This window comes from Archaeoglobus fulgidus DSM 4304, assembly GCF_000008665.1.
Lineage (GTDB): Archaea > Halobacteriota > Archaeoglobi > Archaeoglobales > Archaeoglobaceae > Archaeoglobus > Archaeoglobus fulgidus.
This window is the reverse complement of sequence record NC_000917.1, coordinates 1,264,175-1,288,170: the sequence shown is the minus strand read 5'-3', so window position 1 is coordinate 1,288,170 and position 23,996 is coordinate 1,264,175. Positions and strand designations below refer to the sequence as shown.

Genomic DNA, 23,996 nt, shown 5'->3' with positions numbered 1-23,996 from the left:
ATGACTCTTGCCAAGCGCTTTACCGCTGAGGTTGTTGGAACCTTTATCCTTGTCTTCTTTGGCCCTGGTGCGGCAGTAATTACGCTGATGATTGCAAATGGGGCAGATAAGCCCAACGAGTTCAACATCGGCATTGGAGCTCTCGGCGGTCTTGGAGACTGGTTCGCCATAGGAATGGCCTTCGCTCTGGCGATTGCAGCAGTCATCTACTCTCTCGGAAGAATCAGCGGTGCTCACATCAATCCGGCAGTGACGATAGCTCTGTGGAGCATCGGGAGGTTTCCGGGGAGAGAGGTGGTTCCATACATAGTGGCACAGTTTATTGGTGCAGCACTTGGAAGCCTGCTGTTCCTCGCCTGTGTGGGGCCTGCAGCAGCAACGGTTGGAGGCCTGGGAGCGACTGCACCATTTCCGGGAATAGGCTACGGACAGGCGATACTGACGGAAGCTATCGGAACTTTCCTGCTGATGCTGGTTATAATGGGAGTTGCGGTTGACGAGCGCGCCCCTCCGGGATTTGCCGGGCTTGTCATAGGTCTGACGGTTGGAGGAATCATCACGACCATCGGTAACATTACGGGCTCATCGCTCAACCCCGCGAGAACCTTCGGGCCATACCTTGGAGACTCGCTGATGGGGATAAACCTCTGGCAGTACTTCCCGATTTACGTCATCGGGCCGATTGTTGGTGCTGTAGCTGCGGCATGGCTGTACAACTATCTGGCCAAAGAGTAACCTATTTTTTTATAAGTAAGTCCATAAGCCTTAAACCATCCACAAGGCCGAATTTTCCCCTTCTGCAGCTTTTTTCCGTGTAAACCTTAACCTCATCTCTCCCCCTGCCGTATAAAGTAAAGGGGACTGGTTCAGCAACGTGCGTTTTCACCTTAACTGGAGTGGGATGGTCTGGGAGGAGCAGTATTCTTGTCTCATCCAGATCAACTTTGTTCAGCAGCTTTCCAACAATTTTGCTGTCGTAAAGCTCAATCGCCCTAACCTTCAGCTCAGCATCGCCCTCGTGTCCGACCTCATCAATACCCTCTGTGTGCAGTACAACGAAATCATGCTCCTCCAGTGCTCTCGCAGTCTCCCTCACAAGCCCCCTGTAGTTGGTGTCGATGTAGCCGGTAATTCCCTCAACCTGCACGACTTCCATGCCCATGCCCCTTGCTATGCCCTCAAGGAGGTCAACCTCCGTAATCATCGCTCCCCTCAGCCCGTATCTCTGCCCGAAGTTCGGGAAGGATGGCATCCTCCCCCCACCCCACGGCCATATCATGTTGGCCTTATCGGTAATTTCTGGCAAAATCTCTGCCGACCAGCCCATCAACTCTTTAAGAAGCTCTGCAAGCTCTCCACCGGAGGGCAGGTGCTTATCAATCTCCTTACCGGTTATGTCGTGCGGCGGAAAGGTTTTTACGTCATCCCTGAAATCTTTGTTTATAACCAGCAGGTTTCTGTAGCTTTTGCCGGCGTAGAACTTCACGAAGTCGTAGGGCTTTGCCCTGTTAAGCTCCTCAATAACTTTTCTCGCCTCCTCATCGCTTATTCTCCCGCCTGAGTAGTCCACCATCACTCCATCCTCAACCTTCACGAGGTTACAGCGAAAGACAAGCTTCCCCTTCACTCCTCTCGCCAGAGCCTCAATAGGCCCCCTTCCCGTGTAATGCTTTCTCACATCAACTCCCAGAATTGTGAGGTTGGCAACATCGCTTCCCGGCTCAAAGCCGTCCGGGACGGTTTTTGCTATCCCGCAAGCCCCCTCCTTGGCGAGGAAGTCCATGTTCTCAGTCTCAGCAACCTCAAGGGGGGTTCTGCCGTCAAGCTCCTCCACCTCCCAGTCGGCCATTCCGTCCGGAATCAGCAGCAGATACTTCATAGCAGCTCTCCTGTATCAAAAAAAGCTGACAAATCAATCTCGAAGGCTGAGACGGGCATTGTAAGCTCAAAGCCTTCAAGGACCTCAGGATGTACCTCCCCGAAAACTCCAACAGCTTTACCATCAACAACTATCTCGGCCCTCCTGCCGTCGATGAAGGCTTCATCGTCCGACTCCCTTACCTCCCATGTCAAATCAAGCTCCCTCATCACCGCCTGAACGTAGCTCCTGATTTCGGAAAAGTTCGCTCTTGAGTGGGTGATGCATGCTGCCAAATGCAGCCTGTTCTTCGAGTTTACAACAACATCTCCCACCTCAAACACCATCTGGGGCATTTCGTGGTGCTTGTTGTAGGAGAGAAGCTCAAGAAGCTTTGGCAGTAGGGATGTTCGCAGAATTGTGTGCTCAGTCGTGAGTGGGTGCATAACAGGCACGTAGTCCTTCCACGGCTCGCCCTTCCTCCTCATCTTTTCGTACATCACCGCCTCATTGGTTAAGGTGAAGGTTATAACCTCGGTAAATCCAAGGCCAATCATTATTTCCTTTGCGAGGCTCCTGATGTCGTTCCACGGATGAGTTCTGCCGAAGGTGAGCGTTGGAGGGATTTCTGGGGTTATGTTCTCGTATCCGTAGCCTATGGCAACATCCTCAATAACATCCCACTCGTGCATTATGTCCGCCCTGTAGGGAGGGATTCCCACCTTCAGCTTCTCCCCCTCAATTTCGCACGAAAAACGCATCTTTTCGAGGGACTCTTTTATTTCTTCTGCAGATAAGCTCAGACCGAGAAGGGAGTTCACCTCATCAACGTCAACTTCCATGAATCTGACGTCAAGATTTGGCGTAAGCTCAACGTGGTCGGGATAAACGACCTCAACACTTTCAATTCTGCCACCTCTGTCTGCGAGCATGCAGGCAAGTATGGCAATGGCCCTGTCAACGTTCTCGTCGAAGCCTGTAACGTCGATAAATAGGTCTGTAGTCTCTTCGGTCACTCTGGTCTTCTCAGCGTTTATTATCGGAGGGAAGGAGATTACTTCATCCTTAGAGTCAACAATCATGGGATAGCTGTCCTTCCCTTCGAGTATGAAAGCGTATGCCTTTCCCTTGGGATGCTCCTCCAGAATCTCCGCAACCGTCATTTCTCTGTCAAAGTCAAGGGGAACAAAGGAGAAGTTCGCATCAACAGCTTTGTAGCGGAGGGGGAAGTAAACCTTGCTCAAATCATGAACTCCGATGGCCATCTTTCTCCTGTTCCTCCCTATTGTCCAGTGCAGGTCCTCCTGAACCTCCATGAGGCTTCTGATGACCTCATCAGTCATCCTGATGCCCTTAACAACACAGCCAACAATTCTCGGCCTCACCGCAAGAACGCTCTCCTCAACTGTAATCTTCCACTCTCCTTTGACTGCAGAGTAGCTTTTCAGCCCCTTCTCTATGCCGAGGAAGCCCCTCAAAGCCCTCGCAACGCCCTCGACGCTGTACAAATCAGGGCGGTTGGGAAAGAACTCAACATCAACGTGGTCATCCTCAACTCTCTCGATATCGCATCCAAGCATGGGGAGGCGGGAAAGAATGGTATCCCTGTCAGCCCCAACGAGCCTTTCGAGTTCATCCCAGTAAAGCGTGACAACTGGCATTGGATTTTGCTTGAAGTTGAGGTTAAAATTTTTTAGGTTGGGTGATGCGCTAAATACTTCAAGACAGGCCTTTTAGCGGTAAATTTTTATCGGCCCAACCAGAACAACATCAATGGAAAAAAGCATTCAGGATACTATTCACGGTGTAATTAAGCTGGAGGACTGGATGGTTGAGATTGTTGACACTCCTCAGTTCCAGCGTCTGAGGAGAATCAACCAGCTCGGCTTTGCCAACCTCGTTTATCCCGGAGCCAACCACACCAGATTTGAGCACAGTCTCGGCGTGATGCACGTCACAAGGATCCTTCAGGAGAGAATGGGTTTTGATGATGTCGTTGTTGCTGCAGCGCTGCTTCATGATGTTGGCCATGCACCCTTTTCTCACGGGAGCGAGAGACTCCTCGAAAAGTACGCATCCTACAACCACGAGACGATTTCGAAGGTGGTAAGGGGAGAGTTGAAAGATGTGCTGAAAAACCTTGGATTCAGGATTTCGGAGATTGAGGCAATTGTGACTGGAAAGAGAAGATCCGTTGTCAACGGAGAGATTGATGCTGACAGGATGGATTACCTCGTCAGGGATTCTCACTACACGGGTGTTGCATACGGGGTCTTCGACATCTACCGCCTCATTGACAAGATAAAGTTCGATGGCGCTGTTGTCATCGAGCAGGGGGGTGTTAAGGCTGCAGAAAGCCTTCTCATATCAAGGTTTCTCATGTATCCGACGGTTTACTTCCACCACGTTTGCAGAATAGCGAGGAAGATGTACGAGAGGGCGATGGAGAGAATAATCGAGGCCGGCTTTGAGGCCGAGAATCTTCTGGAAATGGATGACGTTGACGCGATGATGCTTCTGAAGGAAAAGGAAAGGGAGACATACGACAGACTGAACAACAGGAGGCTGTTTAAGAGGGCCATTTACGTTTCCCGGAGGTCTCTGGATTTCAGGGAGGTGATGAGGACAAGCGAGAGAAGGGCTGAGAGGGAGGTTGCGGAAATGGCCGGAGTAGATGAGAGGTACGTCATCGTCGACATCCCTCCCGTGGAGGAGATGAGGGAGTCGGGAGTTATGGTGGACACTGAGAGTGGGCTGAAGCCGCTTGAAGAGGTTTCCCCCCTCGTTAAGGCGTTGAAGGATGCGGCGGTAGAAAACTGGAGACTTGGTGTTTACACGGACAGGAGATTCGTTGATAAAGTTGGAAAGGCGGCAGCAGACTATTTTGGTATAGAAAAGGTCGTGCAGAAGTCGCTTGACGAGATTTTTCCGCAGTAGCCAAAGCTTTATCTTGTTAGGCGATTAGTCTATTTATGATTGGATTAATCGGCGGAATGAGCTGGGAGTCGACGGTCGAATACTACCGAATCATGAACGAAATGGTCAAAGAAAAGCTCGGGGGCTGGAACTCCGCCGAAGTACTCCTTTACTCCGTGAACTTTGAGGAAATCGTCAGTTTGCAGAAGGCAGGCGAGTGGGACAGGCTCGGAGAAATTCTTGGAGATATTGCGGTGAAGCTTGAGAATGCCGGAGCTAAGGCAGTTCTAATCTGCACGAACACTATGCACAAGGTTGCTGATGCTGTGGAGAAAAGAATCGGCATTCCGCTGATAAACATAATCGATGTGACTGCTGAAGCTTTGAAGGGGGATGGTGTCAAAAAAGCCGGGCTGCTTGGCACGAAGTTCACGATGGAGGATGGATTTTATCAGGAAAGGATGAAAAAGCACGGGATTGAAGTAATTGTCCCCGAAAAGGAGGAGGACAGAAATGCGATTCACAGCATCATCTTTGACGAACTCTGCCTCGGAATAATAAGGGAGGAGTCGGAGAGAAGGCTTAGAAAAATTGTAGATGAACTTAAGGAGAGGGGTGCTGAGGGAATAATTTTAGGATGCACCGAACTCCCGCTAATCCTCAGGGATGAGGAGTTTTACAACACCACAAAACTGCACGCCGAAGCTGCGGTTCAGCTTCTGCTCGAAGGGTAGAGTATTGGTAGCACAGCAAACTTTTTAACATTCAAAGCAGAATTGCATTATGCAGGAACCGCCAGTGTACCCTCCCCCATACAAACCGCCCGAAATGAAGGTATTCTACTTCCTCGCCTTCGTATTTGGTTTGGTTATCGTCATTTCGCTTTCGATCTACTATTACACCGAAATGCTGTGGTTTGAGTCCGTTGGCTACGAAAACGTCTTCCTAACCTACCTGAAACACTCGCTTGGCTTCTTCTTCCTCGAGTTCATTATTTTCTTTGTTCCCCTGTTCCTCACAAATGTTGCCGTAAGAAAGGTCACACTTGAGTTCCACGGCGAGCCGCTGAAAATCCCCCACCTTGCCGATTTTGGAATTGCATTCTTTGCAGCGCTCACGGTTAAGAACTACTGGAGCAGCATGCTTTTCTACTTTAACTCATCCAATTTTGGAGTAAGCGATCCAATTTTCGGGATAGATGCGGCCTTCTACACCTTCCAGCTTCCGTTTCTGAAGATAGTTATCGGGTCTCTGCTTGCAGCTTTGCTGATTTCTTTGGCCATAGCCGCCTTTGCTTACATGTACGCCTTCAGGTGGGTTAAAAGCCTGGAGGAGTTTAAGGAAATCTTTCCGGGGAGCGGGTTCATGCACTTCTCCGCTCTTCTCTTTGCATCATTCCTTTTGTCCGCTGCTCTGATATACCTCTCAAGGTTCGAGATCGTTCATTCGGAGCACGGCTTGATTAGCGGGGCAAGCTACGTTGACGTAAACATTCTGTCCCCCTCCCTTATGTTTCTCTCTGCAATCGTTCTGCTTTCCGGAATTTTTGCCGCCTACATCGTTGCGAGAAGAAGAGTTGAAAGAGTGTTTCAGATAGTGGGTGTGCTTTTTGTAATCGCCATTTTGCTGACATTCGTTGCCCCCTTCTTCGTTCAGAAGTTCGTCGTTGAGCCGTCCGAGCTGAGCTACGAGGGGAGATATATAGCCTACAGCATAAACTACACTCTCTTCGCCTACAATCTGCATGATGTCAAGCTGCAGAAATTCGATTACTGGGATGTGGTTAACTACAACGACATCCTCGAGGCTAAGGACACGATAGACAACATCAGAATCTGGGACCACAGGCCTATCAGAGACGTTTTCAGGCAGCTGCAGCAGATCAGAACGTACTACGTCATTCAGGACGTTGACGTGGACAGATACAGGATTAACGACAGCTACGTTCAGCTTTTGCTTGCTGCAAGAGAACTGTCAACAGAAAACCTGCCGTCAAGAGCCCAGACGTGGCTGAACAAGCATCTGATTTACACCCACGGTTACGGAATCGTCGCATCGCCCGTCAACAAAGTCTCAAAGGAGGGCTTGCCGGAGTTCTACATCTACGACATTCCGCCTGAGGGCTTAATCAAAATTGAGAGGCCGGAAATCTACTACGGCGAGCTTACAGACGACTACGTGGTGGTGAACACGCTTCAGGAGGAGTTTGACTATCCCAAGGGGGACGTGAACTTCTTCACCAAATATGCTGGCGATGGGGGGATAAAGCTGGATTACTTCAGGAAAGTGCTTTTCTCCTTCAGATTTGGGGACATAAACCTGATTCTCAGTAACTACATCACCGACGAAAGCAGGCTGATGATGCACCGCGATATTGTTGAAAGGGTCTCAACCATAATGCCATTCTTCGTTTACGATGACGACCCTTATGTCGCAGTTATCGACGGCGAAATCTGGTGGATAATCGACGCCTACTCTGTTCTTCAGAACTTCCCTTACTCTGCTGAGGTCAGGGGGTTCAACTACATGCAGAATCCCGTCAAAGTGTTTGTAAACGCCTACAACGGAAGCGTTAGATTCTACGTCGTGCAGGAAGATGCGTACGTGAGAGCACTCGAAAAAGCCTTGCCCGGAGTCTTTTTGAAGGATATGCCGGAGGAGTTCAGGAAGCACATCAGGTATCCGAGGGACTACTTCGAGGTGCAGGCGCACATTTACTCCACCTACCACATGAAGGACGTGACGGCTTTCTACAACAGGGAAGACGTCTGGGCTGTTGCCAAGGAGAAGTACGAGGATGATGTCATAGAGGTTGAACCCTACTACGTTACTCTGGCCATCGAAGATAAGCCGGAGTTCATACTGATGCTCCCCATGACGCCGGTGAACAGGGACAACATGATTGCGTGGATGGCTGCAAGGTGCGATGAGAAGTACGGAGAGCTGATTATATACGAGTTTCCGAAAGGAGAGCTGATTTACGGACCGATGCAGATTGAGGCGAGAATTGACCAGGATTCGGAGCTGTCAAAGCTCTTCACCCTCTGGAACCAGGCAGGTTCGAGGGTGATAAGGGGCAACCTGCTCGTGGTGCCCATAAACCATTCAGTGCTTTACGTGGAGCCTGTGTATCTTAGAGGGGAGTCTGCGAAAATCCCGGAACTCAGGCTGGTTATCGTTGTTCAGGATGAGGAGCTTGCAACGGGAACGAACCTTTACGAAGCTTTGGAGAATCTGTTTAAGGGAGAAAAACCAGCTGAAAAGCCAGCAACACCTGAAAAACCGTCTGAGACTGTGGAGGAGAAGCTGGAGATTCTAAGGGAGTACTACAGCAAGCTCGTCGATGCCGCAAAGAACGGGGACTGGGAAACCTTCGGAGAGATGCTGAAAAAGATTGGAGAGGTGCTGGGATACGAGGGAGAATAGCTGTCCAAATTCAACTGCGGGCTCGGAAAATCTCACGATACTCTGTCACTCAGCTTCAAAGCTTCCCGGATAGTCTATTTCACACTCCATCAGGGCTATTCGTTTTGTCAAGTTATTCTGCTGGCAACGCTTCAAGACTTCGTGGATTCGTTTTCTGCAATATCTCAATATCAAACTCATGAAAAACCTTATTAGCCTCTTGTTATTTATTTGCGTATGGAGTGGTACTGGATAGGATTGCTTATAGTGGTGGTTCTGTTTCTCCTCTCCGCTGTAAGAATAGTCAAGGAGTACGAGAGGGGAGTTATATTCAGGCTCGGAAGGCTTGTGGGGGCGAGGGGGCCGGGACTGTTCTTTATAATCCCGATTCTCGAAAACATGGTTGTCGTTGACCTCAGAACTGTAACGTACGATGTGCCATCGCAGGAGGTTGTTACAAAGGACAACGTGACGGTTAAGGTTAATGCGGTGGTTTACTATAGAGTCGTTGATCCAGCAAAGGCCGTGACGGAGGTTTTTGACTACCAGTACGCCACCGCCCAGCTTGCCCAAACCACGCTCAGAAGCATAATTGGTCAGGCAGAGCTGGATGAGGTGCTTTCGGAGAGGGATAAGCTCAACGTGAAGCTTCAGCAGATTATTGACGAGGAGACGAATCCGTGGGGCATTAAAGTGACCGCTGTGGAGATAAAGGACGTTGAACTGCCAGAGGAGATGCGCAGGATAATGGCGATGCAGGCTGAAGCTGAGAGAGAAAGGAGGTCGAAGATTATAAGGGCTGAGGGTGAGTATCAGGCTGCAATGAAGCTGAGGGAAGCTGCTGACGTGCTTGCCCAGAGTGAAGGGGCGATTTTGCTGAGGTATCTGCAAACTTTAAACGAGATTTCTGCGGAGCAGAACACGACCATCGTGATGCCCATTCCTGTGGAGCTTCTGAAGTTCTTCGTGGAGAAAGCTAAAAGTTAAAAGCCCTTCCTCTTTTTTTGATTCATGAAAATAATTCCGTGTCCGTCTTCTCCGCTGCTGGCGAGGAGGGTTGCTGAAGCCGCAGGAATTGAGATTGGAGGGGCGGTTTTCAAAAAATTTCCCGATGGAGAGCTTTACGTGAGGGTGATGGAGAAAGAAGGGGTGGTTGTGGGAAGCATAAACTCCAATGAAGACCTCATTGCCCTAATCTTCGCCTTGGATGTTCTGGAAAATGCCAAGGCTGTGGTTCCATACATGGGCTACGCAAGGCAGGACAAGGTGTTTCAGGAAGGAGAAGCTGTGAGCATTAAAATTGTGGCTGAGATGCTGGAAAGCAGGGCTGACGAAGTTGTTACTGTAAACATCCACAGCAGCGATGCGGCATCGCACTTCAGCAAGCTGAAGAACCTCGATGCAATGCCCTTGGTTGGTGAGTACTTTGCAGGGAAGGATGTTGTTATGATTTCCCCCGATAAAGGCTCGATGGAGAGAGTAAAGACTGCTGCAAAGCATGCAGGATGTGAGTGGGACTACATGGAGAAGCGCAGGATTGACGCCACAACTGTCGAAATCACTCCCAAGACAATCGACGTTGAGGGAAGAGACGTTGTCATTGTGGACGACATAATCTCCACTGGCGGCACAGTTGCTGAGGCTGCGAGAATTCTTTACGGTCTTGGAGCTAAAAGCGTCAGTGCGGCATGCGTTCACGCAGTTCTGGCTGAGAATGCTGCAATAAAGCTCTTCAATGCCGGAATTAAGGACATCATCGCTACCGACACTGTTGAGTGTGCCTTCAGCAGGATAAGCGTTGCTGAGCTTATAGCGGAGAATATCTGAAAAACTTTTATGCCTACCTGAATTTGGATTGGAGATGAAGAAAAGGGTCGTGGCTACAGGGACTTTCGACATAATCCATCCGGGACACATAACCTTCCTCAGAGAGGCGAAGAAGCTGGGAGATGAGCTCATCGTGATTGTGGCGAGGGAGAAGAATGTCAGACATAAGCCAAAGCCTGTTGTGCCTGAAGAGCAGCGCAGGAGGGTTGTTGAGGCGATAAAGTATGTTGACAAAGCAATTCTCGGCGATGAGGATGACATGTTCAGGCCTATAATGGAGCTGAAGCCCGACGTTATTGTTCTGGGCCACGACCAGCATTTTGATGAGGATTGGCTTAAGGAGGAATTGCGGAAGAGGAATTTGAACTGTGAGGTTGTCAGGATTAGGGTTAAGGAGGATTGCCCGCTTTGCAGTTCGCACAAAATAATTGAGAGGATTTTGGAGAAGTACGGAGGGAGATAATGCTGTTGATGATTCCCGGCCCGGTTCAGCTGCATGAGAGAATTATCAGAGCCATGGCAAGGCAGATGATTGGTCACAGAACGGCAGACTTCAGCGCAATCATGGAGTTCTGCGTTGAGAAGCTTAGGGAGATTTTCGGCACGAAGGGGGACATTTGCCTGATTTCAGGCTCAGGAACAGCAGGAATGGAGGCTGCAATCGCCTCATTCAGCAGGGTTAAGAAGATAGCCACGCTCGAAAACGGAAAGTTTGGGGAGAGGCTTGGAGACATAGCGGAGCGCTACACACAGGTTGAGAGGGTGAAGGTGCCGTGGGGGGAGAGCTTCGAGCTTGATGCTGTTAAGGAGGCTCTGGATAATGGATGCGAGGCTGTTGCCTTCGTCCACAACGAAACCTCCACGGGCATCCTTAACCCTGCAAAGGAGATTGCAAAGCTGGCGAAGGAGTATGACGCTCTTGTTATAATGGATGCGATAACCTCCGCTGGAGGGGATTACGTCAAAATGGATGAGTGGGGTGTGGATGTTGCCATCGTGGGCAGCCAGAAGTGCCTCGGCGCTCCTCCAGGGCTTGCTGCAGTTGCTGTGAGCGAGAAGGCGTGGGATTACTACAACGAGCGCTGCCCCTACTATCTTGACTTAGCTGCCTACAGGAAGAAGCTGAAGGACATGCAGACCCCCTACACTCCAGCAGTTCCGCTCTTCTTCGCCCTCGCCGAGGCGCTGAAGATTATTGATGAAGAAGGGCTGGAAAACAGAATCCAGAGGCACCGCATTCTGAGTGCTGCTGTGAGAAAGTGGGCTGTTGAAGCTGGTTTAGAGCTCTTCCCCAACCTGAACAAATATTCGAGCTACTCGAACACGGTAACTGCAATAAAAATGCCGGAAGGTGTCAGCGACTCCGAGCTTAGAGGCACGCTGAAGAAGGAGTATGGCATCCTCGTAAGCGGTGGACAGGGAGAGCTGAAGGGCAAGATTTTCAGAATCGGAACGATGGGGAACGTTGGGAAGTTCGAGACAGTCTCAACTCTGGCGGCGCTTGAGGACGTGCTGATGAGGAAGAACGCCATTAAGCCGGCACTGCAGTATGCTCAGATATTGCTGAGGGATTTGCAATGAAGATTGGCATTGCAGACACGACCTTCTCAAGGATAAACATGGGGAAGATAGCGATAGACGAGCTGAGGAAGATAAGCAGCATCCCCTACGAGCGCTACACAGTGCCGGGCATAAAGGACTTGCCCATTGCAGCGAAAAAGCTTCTTGAGGAGAAGGGGTGCGATATAGTCATCACTCTCGGCTGGGTTGGAGGGACGCAGAAGGACATGCTGAGCTACATCGTTCTGAGCATGGGACTGGTTATAGTTCAGCTCATGACCAACAAGCACGTCATTGACGTCACAATCCACGAGGATGAGGCGGAGGACGAGAAAACGCTGATGATGGTCGCTGAGAACAGAGTCAGGGAGCATGTCAGGAATGCGGTTGACTTGCTTGTCAATCCGAAGAGGTTGCAGAAGCTTGCGGGAACGGGGCAGAGGCAGGGGTATCCTGACGTGGGGCCGATTTTGAAGTGATTTTTGTTTTTTATTTCATAAAACTCAGCCCAACTTTCAAAGTTTACTTCTTTGCTCCAAAGCTTCAATTGACACCGTATTGATAAATACAAAGCTTTATCCTCCTACTGCTGGCAGCACAAAAATTCGAAATGGCAATTTTGTAAGTTGGTGACAGAATCTGAAAGAAAAATATATCATCACTCCCCCAGCAAAAACGAAGCGTGAAAAGAAGGGCGCCATTAAGCTCCAAGTACCTCATACTTCTGGCCGCTATTGTGGGTGTAATCTCCGGCTTAGGAGCCTTCATCTTTTACTTCCTACTTGACCTATTCACAAAAATTTTCCTTTCCGGATTGGACAGCTTTAATCCGCCTCTCGCCGGAGGAGAAGCTGAGGTAGTAAAGATAGAACTTCATCTGGGGATACTACCTCTGCCTGTTGTTGTTGCTCTTGGAGGACTGCTGAGCGGGTTGATTGTTTACAAATTCGCACCGGAAGCAGAGGGTCACGGCACAGATGCTGTAATAAGAGCCTTTCACAGAGCAAGAGGTGAGATAAGGGCTAGAGTGCCTATCGTTAAAACAATTGCCTCAGCAATCACAATCGGAAGCGGTGGTAGTGCCGGGAGAGAGGGGCCAATAGCTCAGATAGGGGCAGGTTTTGGCTCATTTGTCGGGGAGTTGCTGAGATTGTCCGACAAGGATAGAAGAATTCTGGTTATCTGCGGTGTTGCGGGGGGCATAGGGAGCATTTTCAGAAGCCCGTTCGGAGGGGCAATGTTCGGGATTGAGGTCCTTTACAAGAGGGATAACGAGGTTGAGGCAATCGTTCCCGCGTTTGTGTCGTCCATTGTGGCTTTCATAGTATTCGACGTGATAATGAGCTACTTCGCAAACACACCCTTCGGAGTTCTACCGATTTTCAAAATCCCGCAGGTTACGATTCACTCACCGCTTGAGTTTCCAATTTACGCGATCGTTTCGGTCTTGGCAGCGTTTTTTGGCATTATTTACGTTAAAGTTTTTTACACTGTCCATAACTACTCTAAGAGGGTCAGCATTCCCCCTTACTTCAAGCCGGCGATCGGAGGGTTCTTCACCGGAGTTATAGGGCTGTTTTTACCCGGAGTTCTCGGTATGGGGTACGGTTACGTTCAGATGGCCATCGACGGTAAACTTGCAGTAACGGTAATGCTTCTTTTGATTTTTGGCAAAATCGTTGCCACTTCTCTTACAGTTGGAACCGGTGGTAGCGGGGGAGTCTTTGCTCCTTCTATAGTGATAGGGAGCATGGTTGGCGGATTCGTAGGCTACTCCTTCCACTACCTCTTTCCGAACGTTATTGTTCAGCCAGAAGCCTTCGTTCTGATAGGCATGTCTGCCTTTGTCGCAGCGGTGGCAAAAACACCGATCGCAGCGATTTTAATGGTTCTTGAAATGTGTGGCGGGTACTCGCTCCTTCCAGCTTTAATGACTGCTGCAACTCTTGCGTACTATCTCGCTGGAGATTACTCAATTTATGCTGAGCAAGTAGCAACGAGGGCCGAGAGTCCTGCACACAGGATGGAGATGTCAATCGACGTTCTTGAAAATGTGAGAGTTCAGGATGCGATGGTGTCAGCAGACAAGCTCGTGGTCGTTACGCCCTATCAGAGAGTGAGCGAAGTCCTCGAACTTATTGAGAAAACGGGTCACATGGGTTTTCCGGTAGTGATGGACGGCAGGTTAGTTGGAATGGTTACTTTCGAGGACGTTGAGAGAGTTCCGCTGGAGGAGAGGGACAAAAAGCTTGTCAGGGATATCATGACGAGGGAACTGATTGTCACGTATCCTGACGAAACGCTTGAGGAGGCTTTGATAAAGCTGGTGGACAAAGGAATAGGCAGACTCCCGGTAGTTGACCGCAACGACGAGAAAAAGCTTTTAGGAATTATAACAAGAAGCGACATAATGAAAGCCCACGCAAGAGAGGTTAAGAGGATAGTTTCATGAGGGTCTTGCTCGTCACGGGGAAGCTGGCTGAGGAAATGGTGAGGAAATATGGCAAGGGTGCTGACGTTAAAGTGTACAACATAGACATTGCGGCCTTCATAACCCCCTCTATGCTTGAAAATGAGGATTTCAGCGGTTACGACCTCGTCCTCGTTCCCGGTTTAACCTACAGCCACAACTGGGAGGATTTTGAGAGGAGAAAGGGTGTTAAGGTCAGGCTCGGCCCTATTCACGCTTACGATTTGCAGCACGTTTTAAAGCTAATTGGAAAGGTCGAGTTCTCCCACAAAATTCCCGCGTGCAGGCTCGTGGAGTCTTTGAGGGCTGAGGAAACGCTCAGGGAAATTGACGCTCTTGATGAAGACTGCGCATTTGAAATAGGCGGTGTAAAGGTTGGCGGTAGCAGCAGAATGAAGGTTGTTGCTGAAATAGCGAGCTTCTGCGATTTTGATGATTTGAGGGCGAAAATTGACCATTACACGGAGAGCGGAGCGGACATAATCGACATTGGTGTGCCGCTGGAATTCGATAAGGAGTGGCTGCACAAAACGCTGAAGATTGCCGTTGACCATTCCAAGCTTCCGCTCAGCATCGACACCTTCAGCAGTAAGGCGATAGAGATTGCAGTAAAACACGGAGTTGACATGGTTATGAGCATTTCGATGGACAACCTGAAGGCTCTGGACTTAATTGAAAATCAGGCGGTTGTTGTTGTTGAAAGGGACATTGATGGACTGCTGAATCTCGTTGAGAGGGTCGGGGAGAAGGTGGAGAGGGTCATTGCAGACCCCATCCTTGATCCACCACTGAAAGTTGCTGAATCAATAGGAAGGTATGCGGAGTTCAGAAGGCGTGATGAAAAAACTCCGCTTCTCTTTGGAGCTGGAAATGTTACGGAGCTAAGCGATGCCGATTCCATTGGAATTAACGCCTTGCTGGCGTTCATCGCGGAGGAGCTTAAATGCAACCTGCTGTTCACGACAGAGGCAAGTCCAAAGACTTTTGGCAGTGTTAGGGAGCTCAATATCGCATCCTATCTCGCCAAGGCCGCAAAAATCAGGAACTCCCCACCAAAGGACGCTGGTGTCAGCCTTCTGGCTCTCAAGGAGAAGGTGAGGTACGAGGAAAGGGTGGAGCTTGACGACTTTGTGAGGGCCGAAGAGACAAGAGAGTTCGTGAGAGACCCGCTCGGAGACTTCATAATTCAGGTGGTTGATGGCAAAATCGTTTGCAAGCACGACAGGATGACAATTGTTGGAGAGAAAGCCAAGGAAGTTGCTGACACCGCAATAAAAAACAACCTTCTCTCAAGGCTTGACCACGCAGCCTACCTCGGCAGGGAGCTGATGAAGGCCGAGATTGCAGCTTTGCTTAAAAAGAGCTACATTCAGGACAGGGAGTTGAATTTTGGGTTTTACCAGAAATAGCTTTTTTTGCCATTATAACATTATTGTTAAATAGGAAAATTTATATTGATTAAAGTTGAATTGGCGAAACCAAGCTACGGGCTATTTTTTGCCTATTGCTTGGGATGACAGAGGTGCTGAAAATGAGCACAAATGCTCTGAACACCTGTGATTTTTCTGTAGTTAGCGAAAGGAGTGTTAATTTGAGGATTCTGGGGTTTTTGGGGATATTATTGGTAATGCTTATCATTCCCGTTCATGGAGCAGTTATAGTTGTTCCCGACAACAAGACGATTCAGGAGGTAATTGATTCTGCAAGCGATGGAGACACGGTCGTTGTGAGAGATGGCGTTTACAGCGTTTATCTGAACATCACAAAGAGCATAACCCTCAGGTCGGAAAATGGCACTGCGAACTGCATTCTTGAGGCGAGCACGAATGATGATGTTATTGAAGTGCATGCAGATTTCGTAACCATCACGGGCTTCACGATAAGGAACGGCAACGATGATGGTGTTGACGTAGAGCCACTCAACGGAGACCCGTCCGACCACGTGAATATCTCAAACAATGTTTTTTACAACCTGTATGGCGGGATTCAGATTGAGGATTCGAATTATACTGTTGTTAGGGATAATAACATCACTGCTGTTGAGACTGGTGTTTACATCTACGGAAGTTCATACTTCAACACCATCGTGAACAACACCATCAGAGATGCAACCAGTTACGGAATTAATATGGGTTCGGGAAGGGAGAGCGAGATTTACCTCAACCGTTTCATAAACAACAGCGTAAATGCCCGCGATTGCGGAAGGAACCACTGGAACTCCACGGAGATGCATCAATACGCCTATCAGGGCAATGTGTTCACCAATTATACAGGCAATTACTGGGATGACTATGTTGGAGCAGATTCCAACGGAGATGGGATAGGAGACACACCTTACAACATCTCCAGTGAGTGGTGTGGTGAGGAAGGTGGAGGAGCGGATGGAGGGCGCGGAGGAGGTGGTATACCACTACCAATTGGTGGTTCAGGTTCTGCAAGCCAATCAAAAGACTACTATCCAATGCTCTTCGAAACTCTTCAGCCTCCAGCAATCTCGAATGTGAGAGTTAGTGACGTAACGAACTCAAGTGCCACGATAAGATGGGATGTTAGCTTAGCTGCAAACAACCGTGTTCTGTTCAGCACGAACTCCGACCTTTCATCCCCGCAATGGTCAGCTTGGGACAACAGCACAGACAGTCCCATGATAACTTTAAGCGGGCTATCGGCAGGCACAGCTTACTACTTCTCAGTCTACTCCTTCAGACCTGACAATGCAAGCCTTTATTCAAACAGCTCTATCATGAGCTTCACCACTATCAGAAATCCAAAGACATGGTATGTGGATGATGATGGGCAAAACTGCTCCGCAGACTTCGCAAGCATTCAGGATGCTGTTAATGCTTCAATTGACGGAGACACGATTGTCGTTTGCAATGGCACTTATGTCGAAAACATCGTCGTAAACAGGACTCTGAACATCACTGGGATGGGCAATCCGGTCGTGGAAGCGAATAACAGCGGAAGCGGATTCACGCTTAAGTCGAATGGGAACATTATTCAGGGATTTACAATCAAAAACGCCTCTTATGGGGAGTGCTACGGATATGTAAAGCATGGAGGAATTAAAGTTGGCTACACCACCTACGAGATAACAGGGCTTGGAGACTGCACACAGATAACCGATTTTGAATCTACAGACAATGTCATAAGAAACAACAGGTTCGTCAATGGCGGTGTTGTGCTGGTTAAGGGCTACATAAGCTCCGGCTCGAATCGAAACACGATAACCGGTAATATCTTCGAAAGCTCTATGGTAACCATTGAGCAGTCCAGTTACAACGAAATCTCCTTCAACACCTTCCTGAATCAAACCTCCTACGGCTACATTGTGGTTGAGGGGGCGCAGTATAGAAAGGCATCGCACAACACCATCCACGGAAACCGCTTCGTGAAATACTACCAATCCACAATGCCGGCCATATGGATAAAAAGCTATGCAGATTACACGAACATCTCCGGCAACATCCTTGAAGGATATGGCGGGATTGCTGTAAGCTCCAACGGATGTGTGATCGCAGACAACATCATAAACGGCTTTACGCCAATTCTTGAGGATGACGATGGCATAAAGCTAAATCATGTGAGCAACTGCATTCTTGTGAACAACACTGTAAATCAAAAGTATGCAGGTGTGAAAATTGACACCTCCTCAATGTCGGCATTTTCCACCAATATAACCATGAGGGACAACAGTCTGCTGCAGAACACCTACGACTTTTACTTTGACGCAGGCGAGATTGGTGACTACGAAATCGCCCCAGTTTTTGAGGACTTCAACCACGACATAGACACTTCCAATGTTGTTACCGGAGGGGCGATTTACTTCCTCAAAAATGCTTCTGATCTGGTTTTAGACCACTCTGCCAATCCTCCCGTCGGATTTTTTGCATGCGCCAACTGCAAAAATATCACGCTGAAAAATCTTGGTTTATCCTCCAACTCACACGGAATAATACTCTACAACACCTCTCACTCAGCCATAGAATCCGTTGGGGCATACTACAACCACCTCGCCGGGCTGGCCGCATACTACTCAAGCAACATAACCATCACCAACTCCACCTTCGAGTGGAACGGTGACAGGAACGAGGCAGCGGGAGTATTTCTTGGAAAATCCGAGAATGTGGCGGTTGAGAAGTCGGAAATCAACTCAAACTGGTGCTACGGGATAGAGTTCAGCTACTCCAGCAACAATACTGTAAGAGGGGCAAACATAACAGACAACGGGCCCTACATTGAGTTCTCACCAATTGCAGACGACTGCTACTCAGGAGGGAGCGGAGTCAAGCTTTACGAATCTGAGGGCAACACAATAACCTCCAGCTACATCAAAGCTAAAAAAGTCCCAATACATGGCGCATGGAGGGGAGGACAGAAATACGGCATCCACTCCACCTCATCCTCAGGCAACCTGATTTACAACAACTACTTCTTCAACCACTCCGTCAATGCCTACGACACCGGAAACAACCGATGGAACGTCACCCCAACAGCAGATGAGAACATAATTGGCGGGCCCTATCTTGGGGGCAACTACTGGCACGACTATGCGGGAGAGGATGTTGCAGGTGGAGATGGCTTAGGCGATACTCTTCTGCCATACAATTCCGGCGGTAACATTCAGAACGGGGGAGATTACCACCCCTTAACAAACCCCAACCCGGACTTCAGGGCTCCGGCGATTTACGTTGTTTCTCCAGTGGAGGGCAGAACCTATTCAGCCAACTACGTTTACCTTGAGGTTTACTCCCCCGACCCCGATGTTGACAGGTGGTGGTATAGCCTTAACTCAGGAGCCAACGTAACCTTCACCCCGAACACCACCATCAGCGGATTGAGCAACGGAAACTACAATCTCAGGGTTTACGTCAACGACACTGCTGGGAACCTCAACTCCACCATCGTGAACTTCTCCATCAGCATCTCTTCTGGGGGAGGAGCGGGTGGTGGAGCAGGTGGTGGTGGAGGAGGTGTCAAATCACCCCCACCGCTGGAAGAGGTTGTTGAGCCTGAGTTTGAGATTAAAATCATCAATCCGAAAAACGAGGAGTATGTGGAAAGGGAGCTTGATTTAAACTTCGTCTCCACCGTTCCTCTGGCGAGGGCGTCTTTCATCCTTGATGATGGAAGTGCTGAGAGAATAGACATCCCACTCTTTGCCACCTCTGGAAGCGTTAAGCTCACACGCCTCTCTCTTGGCGAGCACAGAATCATCGTCAACGGAGAGGACTATTACGGCAAGAAGGGCAGAGGGGAGGTCGAGTTCAAAATAGTTCCCTTAGCTCTCGGAGAGGTCAGCATCGCGGGAACAGAAACCACTCCAAGGTTCGTGGAGGATGTTGCCTTCTCCTTCTTTGGCAGAGATTGCGATTACATCCTGCAGTTTGAAGCTAAAGGAGACGCCAGAATTGACGTCCACGTAAACCAGTTCTACAGGGATGGCGTCATGCAGTATAACGACCTTCAGGGAGGAATGGTCTTCTCATTCACTCCAACCCAGTCATACCAGGTTTACGAGGTGCCCATCTCAAACGTCAGTGCGGATGTTGAGAACATAATTTCGTTCATCTCCGAGAACGCTGAGAGTGGGGGCGAGGAAGGCTGGGTTGTGAGGAACGTTACTCTCATACCCAACCAGAACGTCACCTTCCCCCAGATAACCGTTTTCACCTTCGACAGGGCGATTTCAGCGAACGAGACTATGCAAGCTTACTTGAAAGTTGATGGTGCAAGCGAGGGTTACGAGGGCTACGTTTATCTGCTCACACCTCTGGGCAGAAAGCTCTACTATCCCGACTGGAGCGAAGAGGAGAGGCCGATTGATGGCAGGTATCTGAAATTAAGCTACTACGGAAAGCTTCCGTCAACGCTTGATTTTGACGGCATGGAAGAGGGCACTTACCTGCTGGTGGGGAAAATTGTTGACAGCTATGGCAAAAAAGTTTCCGTCTCAACCGAAAAAATCTACCACAGCCAGAAAGTTTCAGTGAAGCTCTACGTTAACAGGGATGTTTTCAGCAGGGGGCAGGAGATTCTGGTTGAGCACATGCTTACGGGTAGCCAGAAGAATGGAACGCTGATGGTCTCGCTGGAAAGCCCGGATGGTGACCGAATATACCTCCCAGTGCTTTCCGAAGAGCCTGAGATTAAAAATTACGCCCCAATTCACTCCGACTACTTCGTTGCACTTAACGAAATTGTCGCAGACTGGACAGAGGGCACATACATCCTGAGGAGCAGCCTTTACAACGAATCAGGAGAGCTTCTGGATGACGACATCACAACCTTCCACGTCTGCTTCAAAGATTCCACTGTGGAGGGGACGTATCTCAGATATACCGATGACACCTCTCCAATCGTGCTTAGCAGAATCAGGCTGATAGACTTCTACACCATGGATTTCGAGGAAATGGAAATCAGCGGAAACCACTACGACTACAGCTTCACAATAAAGCCCGGAAAATACTACCTGACGGGGGAGGCTTACAGCGGAAGCGGGAAGGTTTACCGAATACCGCTAACGCTGATTTCTGCTGATTGTGGCAGAAAGGTTACGAGAAACCTTGAGCTTGAGTTCCTGTATGAAAGGAGCTCTTCCGGGCTTGAGATGTGGGGATTGGAAGGAAGAAATCTGGTGGAGAAAATTTCTGAAAAATACATAAGGCTTGAGGGGATTAGCGCATGCTCCAAGCCGAAGGTCGGTGTTGCCGTAGTTCTGGACGACACTGCGTTGGACATGCTCAGAGATGACATTAAGCTCCTTTACGGGATTGAGGGCTTTGAAGAAGCTGACAAAGCTAAAATCAGCAGTTTTCTGGCGGCAAGAGCGACGGAGTTCGTGAGGAGCACGTCTCCTGAAGTGGAGGTTTACAGCGTCAACGATCTAATTGAGGTTCTGAATCAGGCGGAAACCGCTTTAAGAAATCCCGGCATGCCGGATTACTTCTACGTTATAAAAATTGGTGGGGACATGCATTACTACCACATCACCGCAGACCTGCAGGAGTTTCCCCAGCGCACGATACTTCCTGAAACTTACTACTATGTGACCGAAGTTAGCAATCCTCTGGACAATGTGGGGCTGATAATTCAGAGGACTGGCGATTTAAGGCAGATAATTGACGATTTTGAGATGAAGAGACCAGTTCCGCCGAGAGATCCGAGGATAGAGATCAAGGTTGTCCCTGACTCGGTTTCACCTGATTCGGAAGAGAGCAGAGAGGCCACCATCTACGCAAAGGTTACAGACTGCAGAGGAAAACCTGCGGTCTGGATCAGCGAATCTCTCGGCAACGTGCTGAGGAGGCAGGAGGTTTACTTCCAGAAGGAAACGGAAAGGGGAGTCGTGAGGGCAGATTGGGAAGCTACGAAAGTCTCAACGGAGGGGGAGATTGTTAGCTCCAACCAGTGGGTCATTGGAGATACGAGAACAGCTGGAGAGGGGATCGAGGGGGGGACTGCTGTGGCGAAATACACGCTCAAAGAAGGCATAGAGGCCGGAGAGGATTTGGTTAAAGTTGTAACCTTCGGCAGGGGGATGAAAAAAGCTACTGCTGTCGCGGTAATCAAAATAAATGGTGTGAAGATGGACGTGAAGGCTGAGAGGGAGATACTCCCAAGACACTCAACCTTCGTGGAGGTCAGCCTCTACAGGGAAAACGAAAAGGGGGAGAGAGAGCCCTTAGCCGGAAAATCCATAGTGGTGGGCAGAAATCAGCTTCTTGACGGCAGGCTAACTCCTGCGGGGGTGTTAGATGCCTCCGGAAATCCCGTAACTGATGAAAACGGTGTTGCCAAGCTGAAATATACTGCCGGGGAGAAGGAGGGGCTTGCAAGAATGAGTTTTGAGTATAGAAGCGAACTCGGAGTGGTGAGGGATTCAGCGAGCATAAAGGTGAAAGAAAAGGAATTCACATTATTCATCAAGTGGTCTGCGATTTCGGTGACGAGTTTATCCGGAACTGAGGAGCTATCTCATTCAATGCAAGCCCTGTGCTGCCCTGATGATTCAGAATGTCACTGGGAGACTGATAGCGGAAGTTATTCAAAAACACTGAATGAGGCTCGCGGACACTCTTACTTCTTCACCTCCCAGACTACATGGAAGCAGGGTGGAGAAGATGAGCGGACAACCGCCACATTCATACAATCCAAGTTCTACAACAGCGAAAATAGCGGAGGAGGTAGTAGCAGCTTTTGCGATAATAGTGTGAGTTCGTCATCGAGTTCTCAGGGCTCCTTCTCCGGAACGGTGTCGGCTCATGTTGGAGATGTGAAAACTGAAATGGTTTACGAAACCCCAAGCGGAGATTTGCTTGTTTGCATAGCGCCAGTCCCTCTTAGCTTCAGCATGAAAGGCTCTGACAGCCACACATACAGCAGTGTGAGTACTGTCTCATGGAGCTCTTCGAAGGGGAGCGGTAGCGAGACATACTCTTACAGCGATTCTGGAGGCTGCCAGTATGACGGGAATCCGGAAACCAATCCTACGAATTTGAGAGAGGGCTGCCACGAGGGTAATTTTGCTGAAGTTCAGAATGTGTGGGTAGAAACATACCCGTCTGTAACAGATAAAAACCCCTTCTGGGGATGCATAATCCTTGAGAAAGTTGGAGAGGACAGATGGGAGGAAGTGAGAGGGCAGTATAATGTAAAACGCTCTACTCCCTCATCCACCAGCTACACATGGGATTGTGGATACCGCGAATGCCAGATGACCCGCAGCTACACCGGAAGCCGTGATGTCACCTACGAAGGGAACATTGAAATTCGGGTGGTGAAAAAATGAGGCTTCTTTTCGTCATGCTGATACTGCTTGCAGCAACACCGCAGGTATCGGCTGCAACCCTAAGGGTTTGCGGTCAGTGCGATTTTACAACAATCAGCGATGCAATAGCAGCCTCAACCAACGGCGATACAATTTTAATCGAATCGGGCATTTACAGAGAAAATTTAGTAATACAGAAGTCGCTGAGGATTTTGGGGGATGGCGCAGTTATCGAGCCTGAGTTCAGACATCTTCCAGTAATATCGGTTTTCGGCGTTGACAGCTTCTCCCTTGAGGGTGTGGAAATCAAAAACGGGAGCGTTGGAATGGAGATCAGATTCGTAAACAACCTTTCAATAAAGAAATCCAGCTTTTTTAATAACTTTGAAGGAATTAAAGCCTTCAGTATTGGCAGTGGGAGGCTTGAAGGGCTCTCCTTCAGCGGATTTTTCACTGGGGTGAGCTTGGAGGACTCGTCCTTGGAAATTGAAAACAGCAGTTTTGAGGGCGGAGCAATAGCCATTGCTGCGGAGTCCTCAAGAGGTGTTAAGCTGAGAAATCTTGAAATCAACACAAGTAATGGGATTGAGCTGAACGGAGGGGAGGAAAATCTAATTGAAAATTGCAGGTTCGATGGAGATGCTTTCATCCATGCCATGTCAGAAAGCAGGCTGATTGTGGGCAAAAATGATGTGAGGGGAGTGTATGCTGTTGACGATGCCTCTCTAAGCAACACATACGTTTTTGATGGCGTCAATGTTTCGGGAGAGAACTTCCAGATTTCCGTTGTCAATTTAAAGATGCCCGATGGGTTTGTTCAGTATGGCAGCATCCTGAATGTTACAATCAATCCCAGCATTTACGATGGTAAGGGATCGGTGTATTTTGAGCTTAACTTGGAGGAGTCTGAGGATTTTGAAAAGACCTTAGCTATATACCGCTTTGATGGAGCTCAACTGAAGCTGGCTTCAGATTACTACAACGGCAGTGAGTTCATGCCCCTCAGCTACAGCTCAAACGAGAGTGGAGTTTTCGTTCTCGCTGCAAGCAAAGGTGCCCCTATTCCCCATCCCCATCTTCCCGAAAAGCCCACTCCGGGATTTGAAGCTCTCGCTACAATCATCGCCATTGCCGTAACCATTGCACTGAGGAGGAGAGTTTGAAAAATTACTCCCCTCCTACGATTTTTA

The 23,996-nt window shown here is 49.1% G+C and carries 15 protein-coding genes; 13 read left to right on the top strand and 2 right to left on the bottom strand.

Annotated elements, in window-relative coordinates; genetic code table 11:
* Window positions 1-735, top strand: a complete 735-nt coding sequence (locus tag AF_RS07195) for an MIP/aquaporin family protein (protein WP_048064390.1) — start codon at window positions 1-3, stop codon at window positions 733-735.
* Between the two features lies 1 nt (window position 736).
* Here AF_RS07195 and AF_RS07190 read toward each other — a convergent pair whose 3' ends face one another.
* Both AF_RS07190 and pheT read right to left on the bottom strand, forming a co-directional pair.
* A complete protein-coding gene (locus AF_RS07190) occupies window positions 737-1,879 on the bottom strand; it encodes a cofactor-independent phosphoglycerate mutase (RefSeq protein WP_010878922.1) in 1,143 nt (380 codons plus the stop codon).
* Window positions 1,876-3,519, bottom strand: a complete 1,644-nt coding sequence (pheT, locus tag AF_RS07185; RefSeq protein WP_010878921.1) for a phenylalanine--tRNA ligase subunit beta — start codon at window positions 3,517-3,519, stop codon at window positions 1,876-1,878. Before pheT ends, AF_RS07190 begins: the two co-directional genes overlap by 4 nt.
* Before the next feature lie 112 nt (window positions 3,520-3,631).
* Here pheT and AF_RS07180 point away from each other — a divergent pair, with 112 nt between their 5' ends.
* The 12 genes from AF_RS07180 to AF_RS07125 all read left to right on the top strand — a co-directional run bounded on the left by AF_RS07180 (window position 3,632) and on the right by AF_RS07125 (window position 23,969).
* Entirely contained in the window at window positions 3,632-4,795 is a 1,164-nt protein-coding gene (locus AF_RS07180; RefSeq protein ID WP_010878920.1) for an HD domain-containing protein, read from the top strand.
* A 35-nt stretch (window positions 4,796-4,830) separates the two neighbouring features.
* Window positions 4,831-5,508, top strand: a complete 678-nt coding sequence (locus tag AF_RS07175) for an aspartate/glutamate racemase family protein (RefSeq protein ID WP_010878919.1) — start codon at window positions 4,831-4,833, stop codon at window positions 5,506-5,508.
* 49 nt (window positions 5,509-5,557) lie between these two features.
* Window positions 5,558-8,200 carry a UPF0182 family membrane protein gene (locus tag AF_RS07170; protein ID WP_010878918.1) on the top strand — a complete coding sequence of 881 codons (2,643 nt, stop codon included), beginning with the start codon at window positions 5,558-5,560 and terminating at the stop codon, window positions 8,198-8,200.
* Window positions 8,201-8,416: 216 nt separating this feature from the next.
* Entirely contained in the window at window positions 8,417-9,166 is a 750-nt protein-coding gene (locus AF_RS07165; protein ID WP_010878917.1) for a slipin family protein, read from the top strand.
* A 24-nt stretch (window positions 9,167-9,190) separates the two neighbouring features.
* Entirely contained in the window at window positions 9,191-10,006 is an 816-nt protein-coding gene (locus tag AF_RS07160) for a ribose-phosphate diphosphokinase (RefSeq protein ID WP_010878916.1), read from the top strand.
* 34 nt (window positions 10,007-10,040) lie between these two features.
* Window positions 10,041-10,469, top strand: coding sequence for an adenylyltransferase/cytidyltransferase family protein (locus tag AF_RS07155; protein WP_048064389.1), 429 nt, complete (start codon window positions 10,041-10,043; stop codon window positions 10,467-10,469).
* Complete coding sequence (locus AF_RS07150) at window positions 10,469-11,587, top strand: pyridoxal-phosphate-dependent aminotransferase family protein (RefSeq protein ID WP_010878914.1); 1,119 nt, start codon at window positions 10,469-10,471, stop codon at window positions 11,585-11,587. The genes AF_RS07155 and AF_RS07150 overlap by 1 nt, the downstream gene beginning before the upstream one ends.
* Window positions 11,584-12,045, top strand: coding sequence for a riboflavin synthase (gene ribC, locus AF_RS07145; protein ID WP_010878913.1), 462 nt, complete (start codon window positions 11,584-11,586; stop codon window positions 12,043-12,045). The genes AF_RS07150 and ribC overlap by 4 nt, the downstream gene beginning before the upstream one ends.
* A 203-nt stretch (window positions 12,046-12,248) precedes the next feature.
* Window positions 12,249-14,018, top strand: a complete 1,770-nt coding sequence (locus AF_RS07140) for a chloride channel protein (RefSeq protein WP_010878912.1) — start codon at window positions 12,249-12,251, stop codon at window positions 14,016-14,018.
* Entirely contained in the window at window positions 14,015-15,445 is a 1,431-nt protein-coding gene (locus AF_RS07135) for a dihydropteroate synthase-like protein (RefSeq protein ID WP_010878911.1), read from the top strand. Before AF_RS07140 ends, AF_RS07135 begins: the two co-directional genes overlap by 4 nt.
* A 122-nt stretch (window positions 15,446-15,567) precedes the next feature.
* On the top strand, window positions 15,568-22,827 hold the full coding sequence (locus tag AF_RS07130; RefSeq protein ID WP_158296888.1) for a NosD domain-containing protein: 7,260 nt from the start codon (window positions 15,568-15,570) through the stop codon (window positions 22,825-22,827).
* A complete protein-coding gene (locus AF_RS07125; RefSeq protein WP_010878909.1) occupies window positions 22,824-23,969 on the top strand; it encodes a right-handed parallel beta-helix repeat-containing protein in 1,146 nt (381 codons plus the stop codon). The genes AF_RS07130 and AF_RS07125 overlap by 4 nt, the downstream gene beginning before the upstream one ends.
* The last annotated feature ends 27 nt before the right edge of the window (window positions 23,970-23,996 follow it).

Coding starts and splice junctions, on each gene's coding strand:
- AF_RS07195 (WP_048064390.1), top strand. CDS start 1: ATGACTCTTGCCAAGCGCTTTACCGCTGAGGTTGTTGGAACCTTTATC.
- AF_RS07190 (WP_010878922.1), bottom strand. CDS start 1,879: ATGAAGTATCTGCTGCTGATTCCGGACGGAATGGCCGACTGGGAGGTG.
- pheT (WP_010878921.1), bottom strand. CDS start 3,519: ATGCCAGTTGTCACGCTTTACTGGGATGAACTCGAAAGGCTCGTTGGG.
- AF_RS07180 (WP_010878920.1), top strand. CDS start 3,632: ATGGAAAAAAGCATTCAGGATACTATTCACGGTGTAATTAAGCTGGAG.
- AF_RS07175 (WP_010878919.1), top strand. CDS start 4,831: ATGATTGGATTAATCGGCGGAATGAGCTGGGAGTCGACGGTCGAATAC.
- AF_RS07170 (WP_010878918.1), top strand. CDS start 5,558: ATGCAGGAACCGCCAGTGTACCCTCCCCCATACAAACCGCCCGAAATG.
- AF_RS07165 (WP_010878917.1), top strand. CDS start 8,417: ATGGAGTGGTACTGGATAGGATTGCTTATAGTGGTGGTTCTGTTTCTC.
- AF_RS07160 (WP_010878916.1), top strand. CDS start 9,191: ATGAAAATAATTCCGTGTCCGTCTTCTCCGCTGCTGGCGAGGAGGGTT.
- AF_RS07155 (WP_048064389.1), top strand. CDS start 10,041: ATGAAGAAAAGGGTCGTGGCTACAGGGACTTTCGACATAATCCATCCG.
- AF_RS07150 (WP_010878914.1), top strand. CDS start 10,469: ATGCTGTTGATGATTCCCGGCCCGGTTCAGCTGCATGAGAGAATTATC.
- ribC (WP_010878913.1), top strand. CDS start 11,584: ATGAAGATTGGCATTGCAGACACGACCTTCTCAAGGATAAACATGGGG.
- AF_RS07135 (WP_010878911.1), top strand. CDS start 14,015: ATGAGGGTCTTGCTCGTCACGGGGAAGCTGGCTGAGGAAATGGTGAGG.
- AF_RS07130 (WP_158296888.1), top strand. CDS start 15,568: ATGAGCACAAATGCTCTGAACACCTGTGATTTTTCTGTAGTTAGCGAA.
- AF_RS07125 (WP_010878909.1), top strand. CDS start 22,824: ATGAGGCTTCTTTTCGTCATGCTGATACTGCTTGCAGCAACACCGCAG.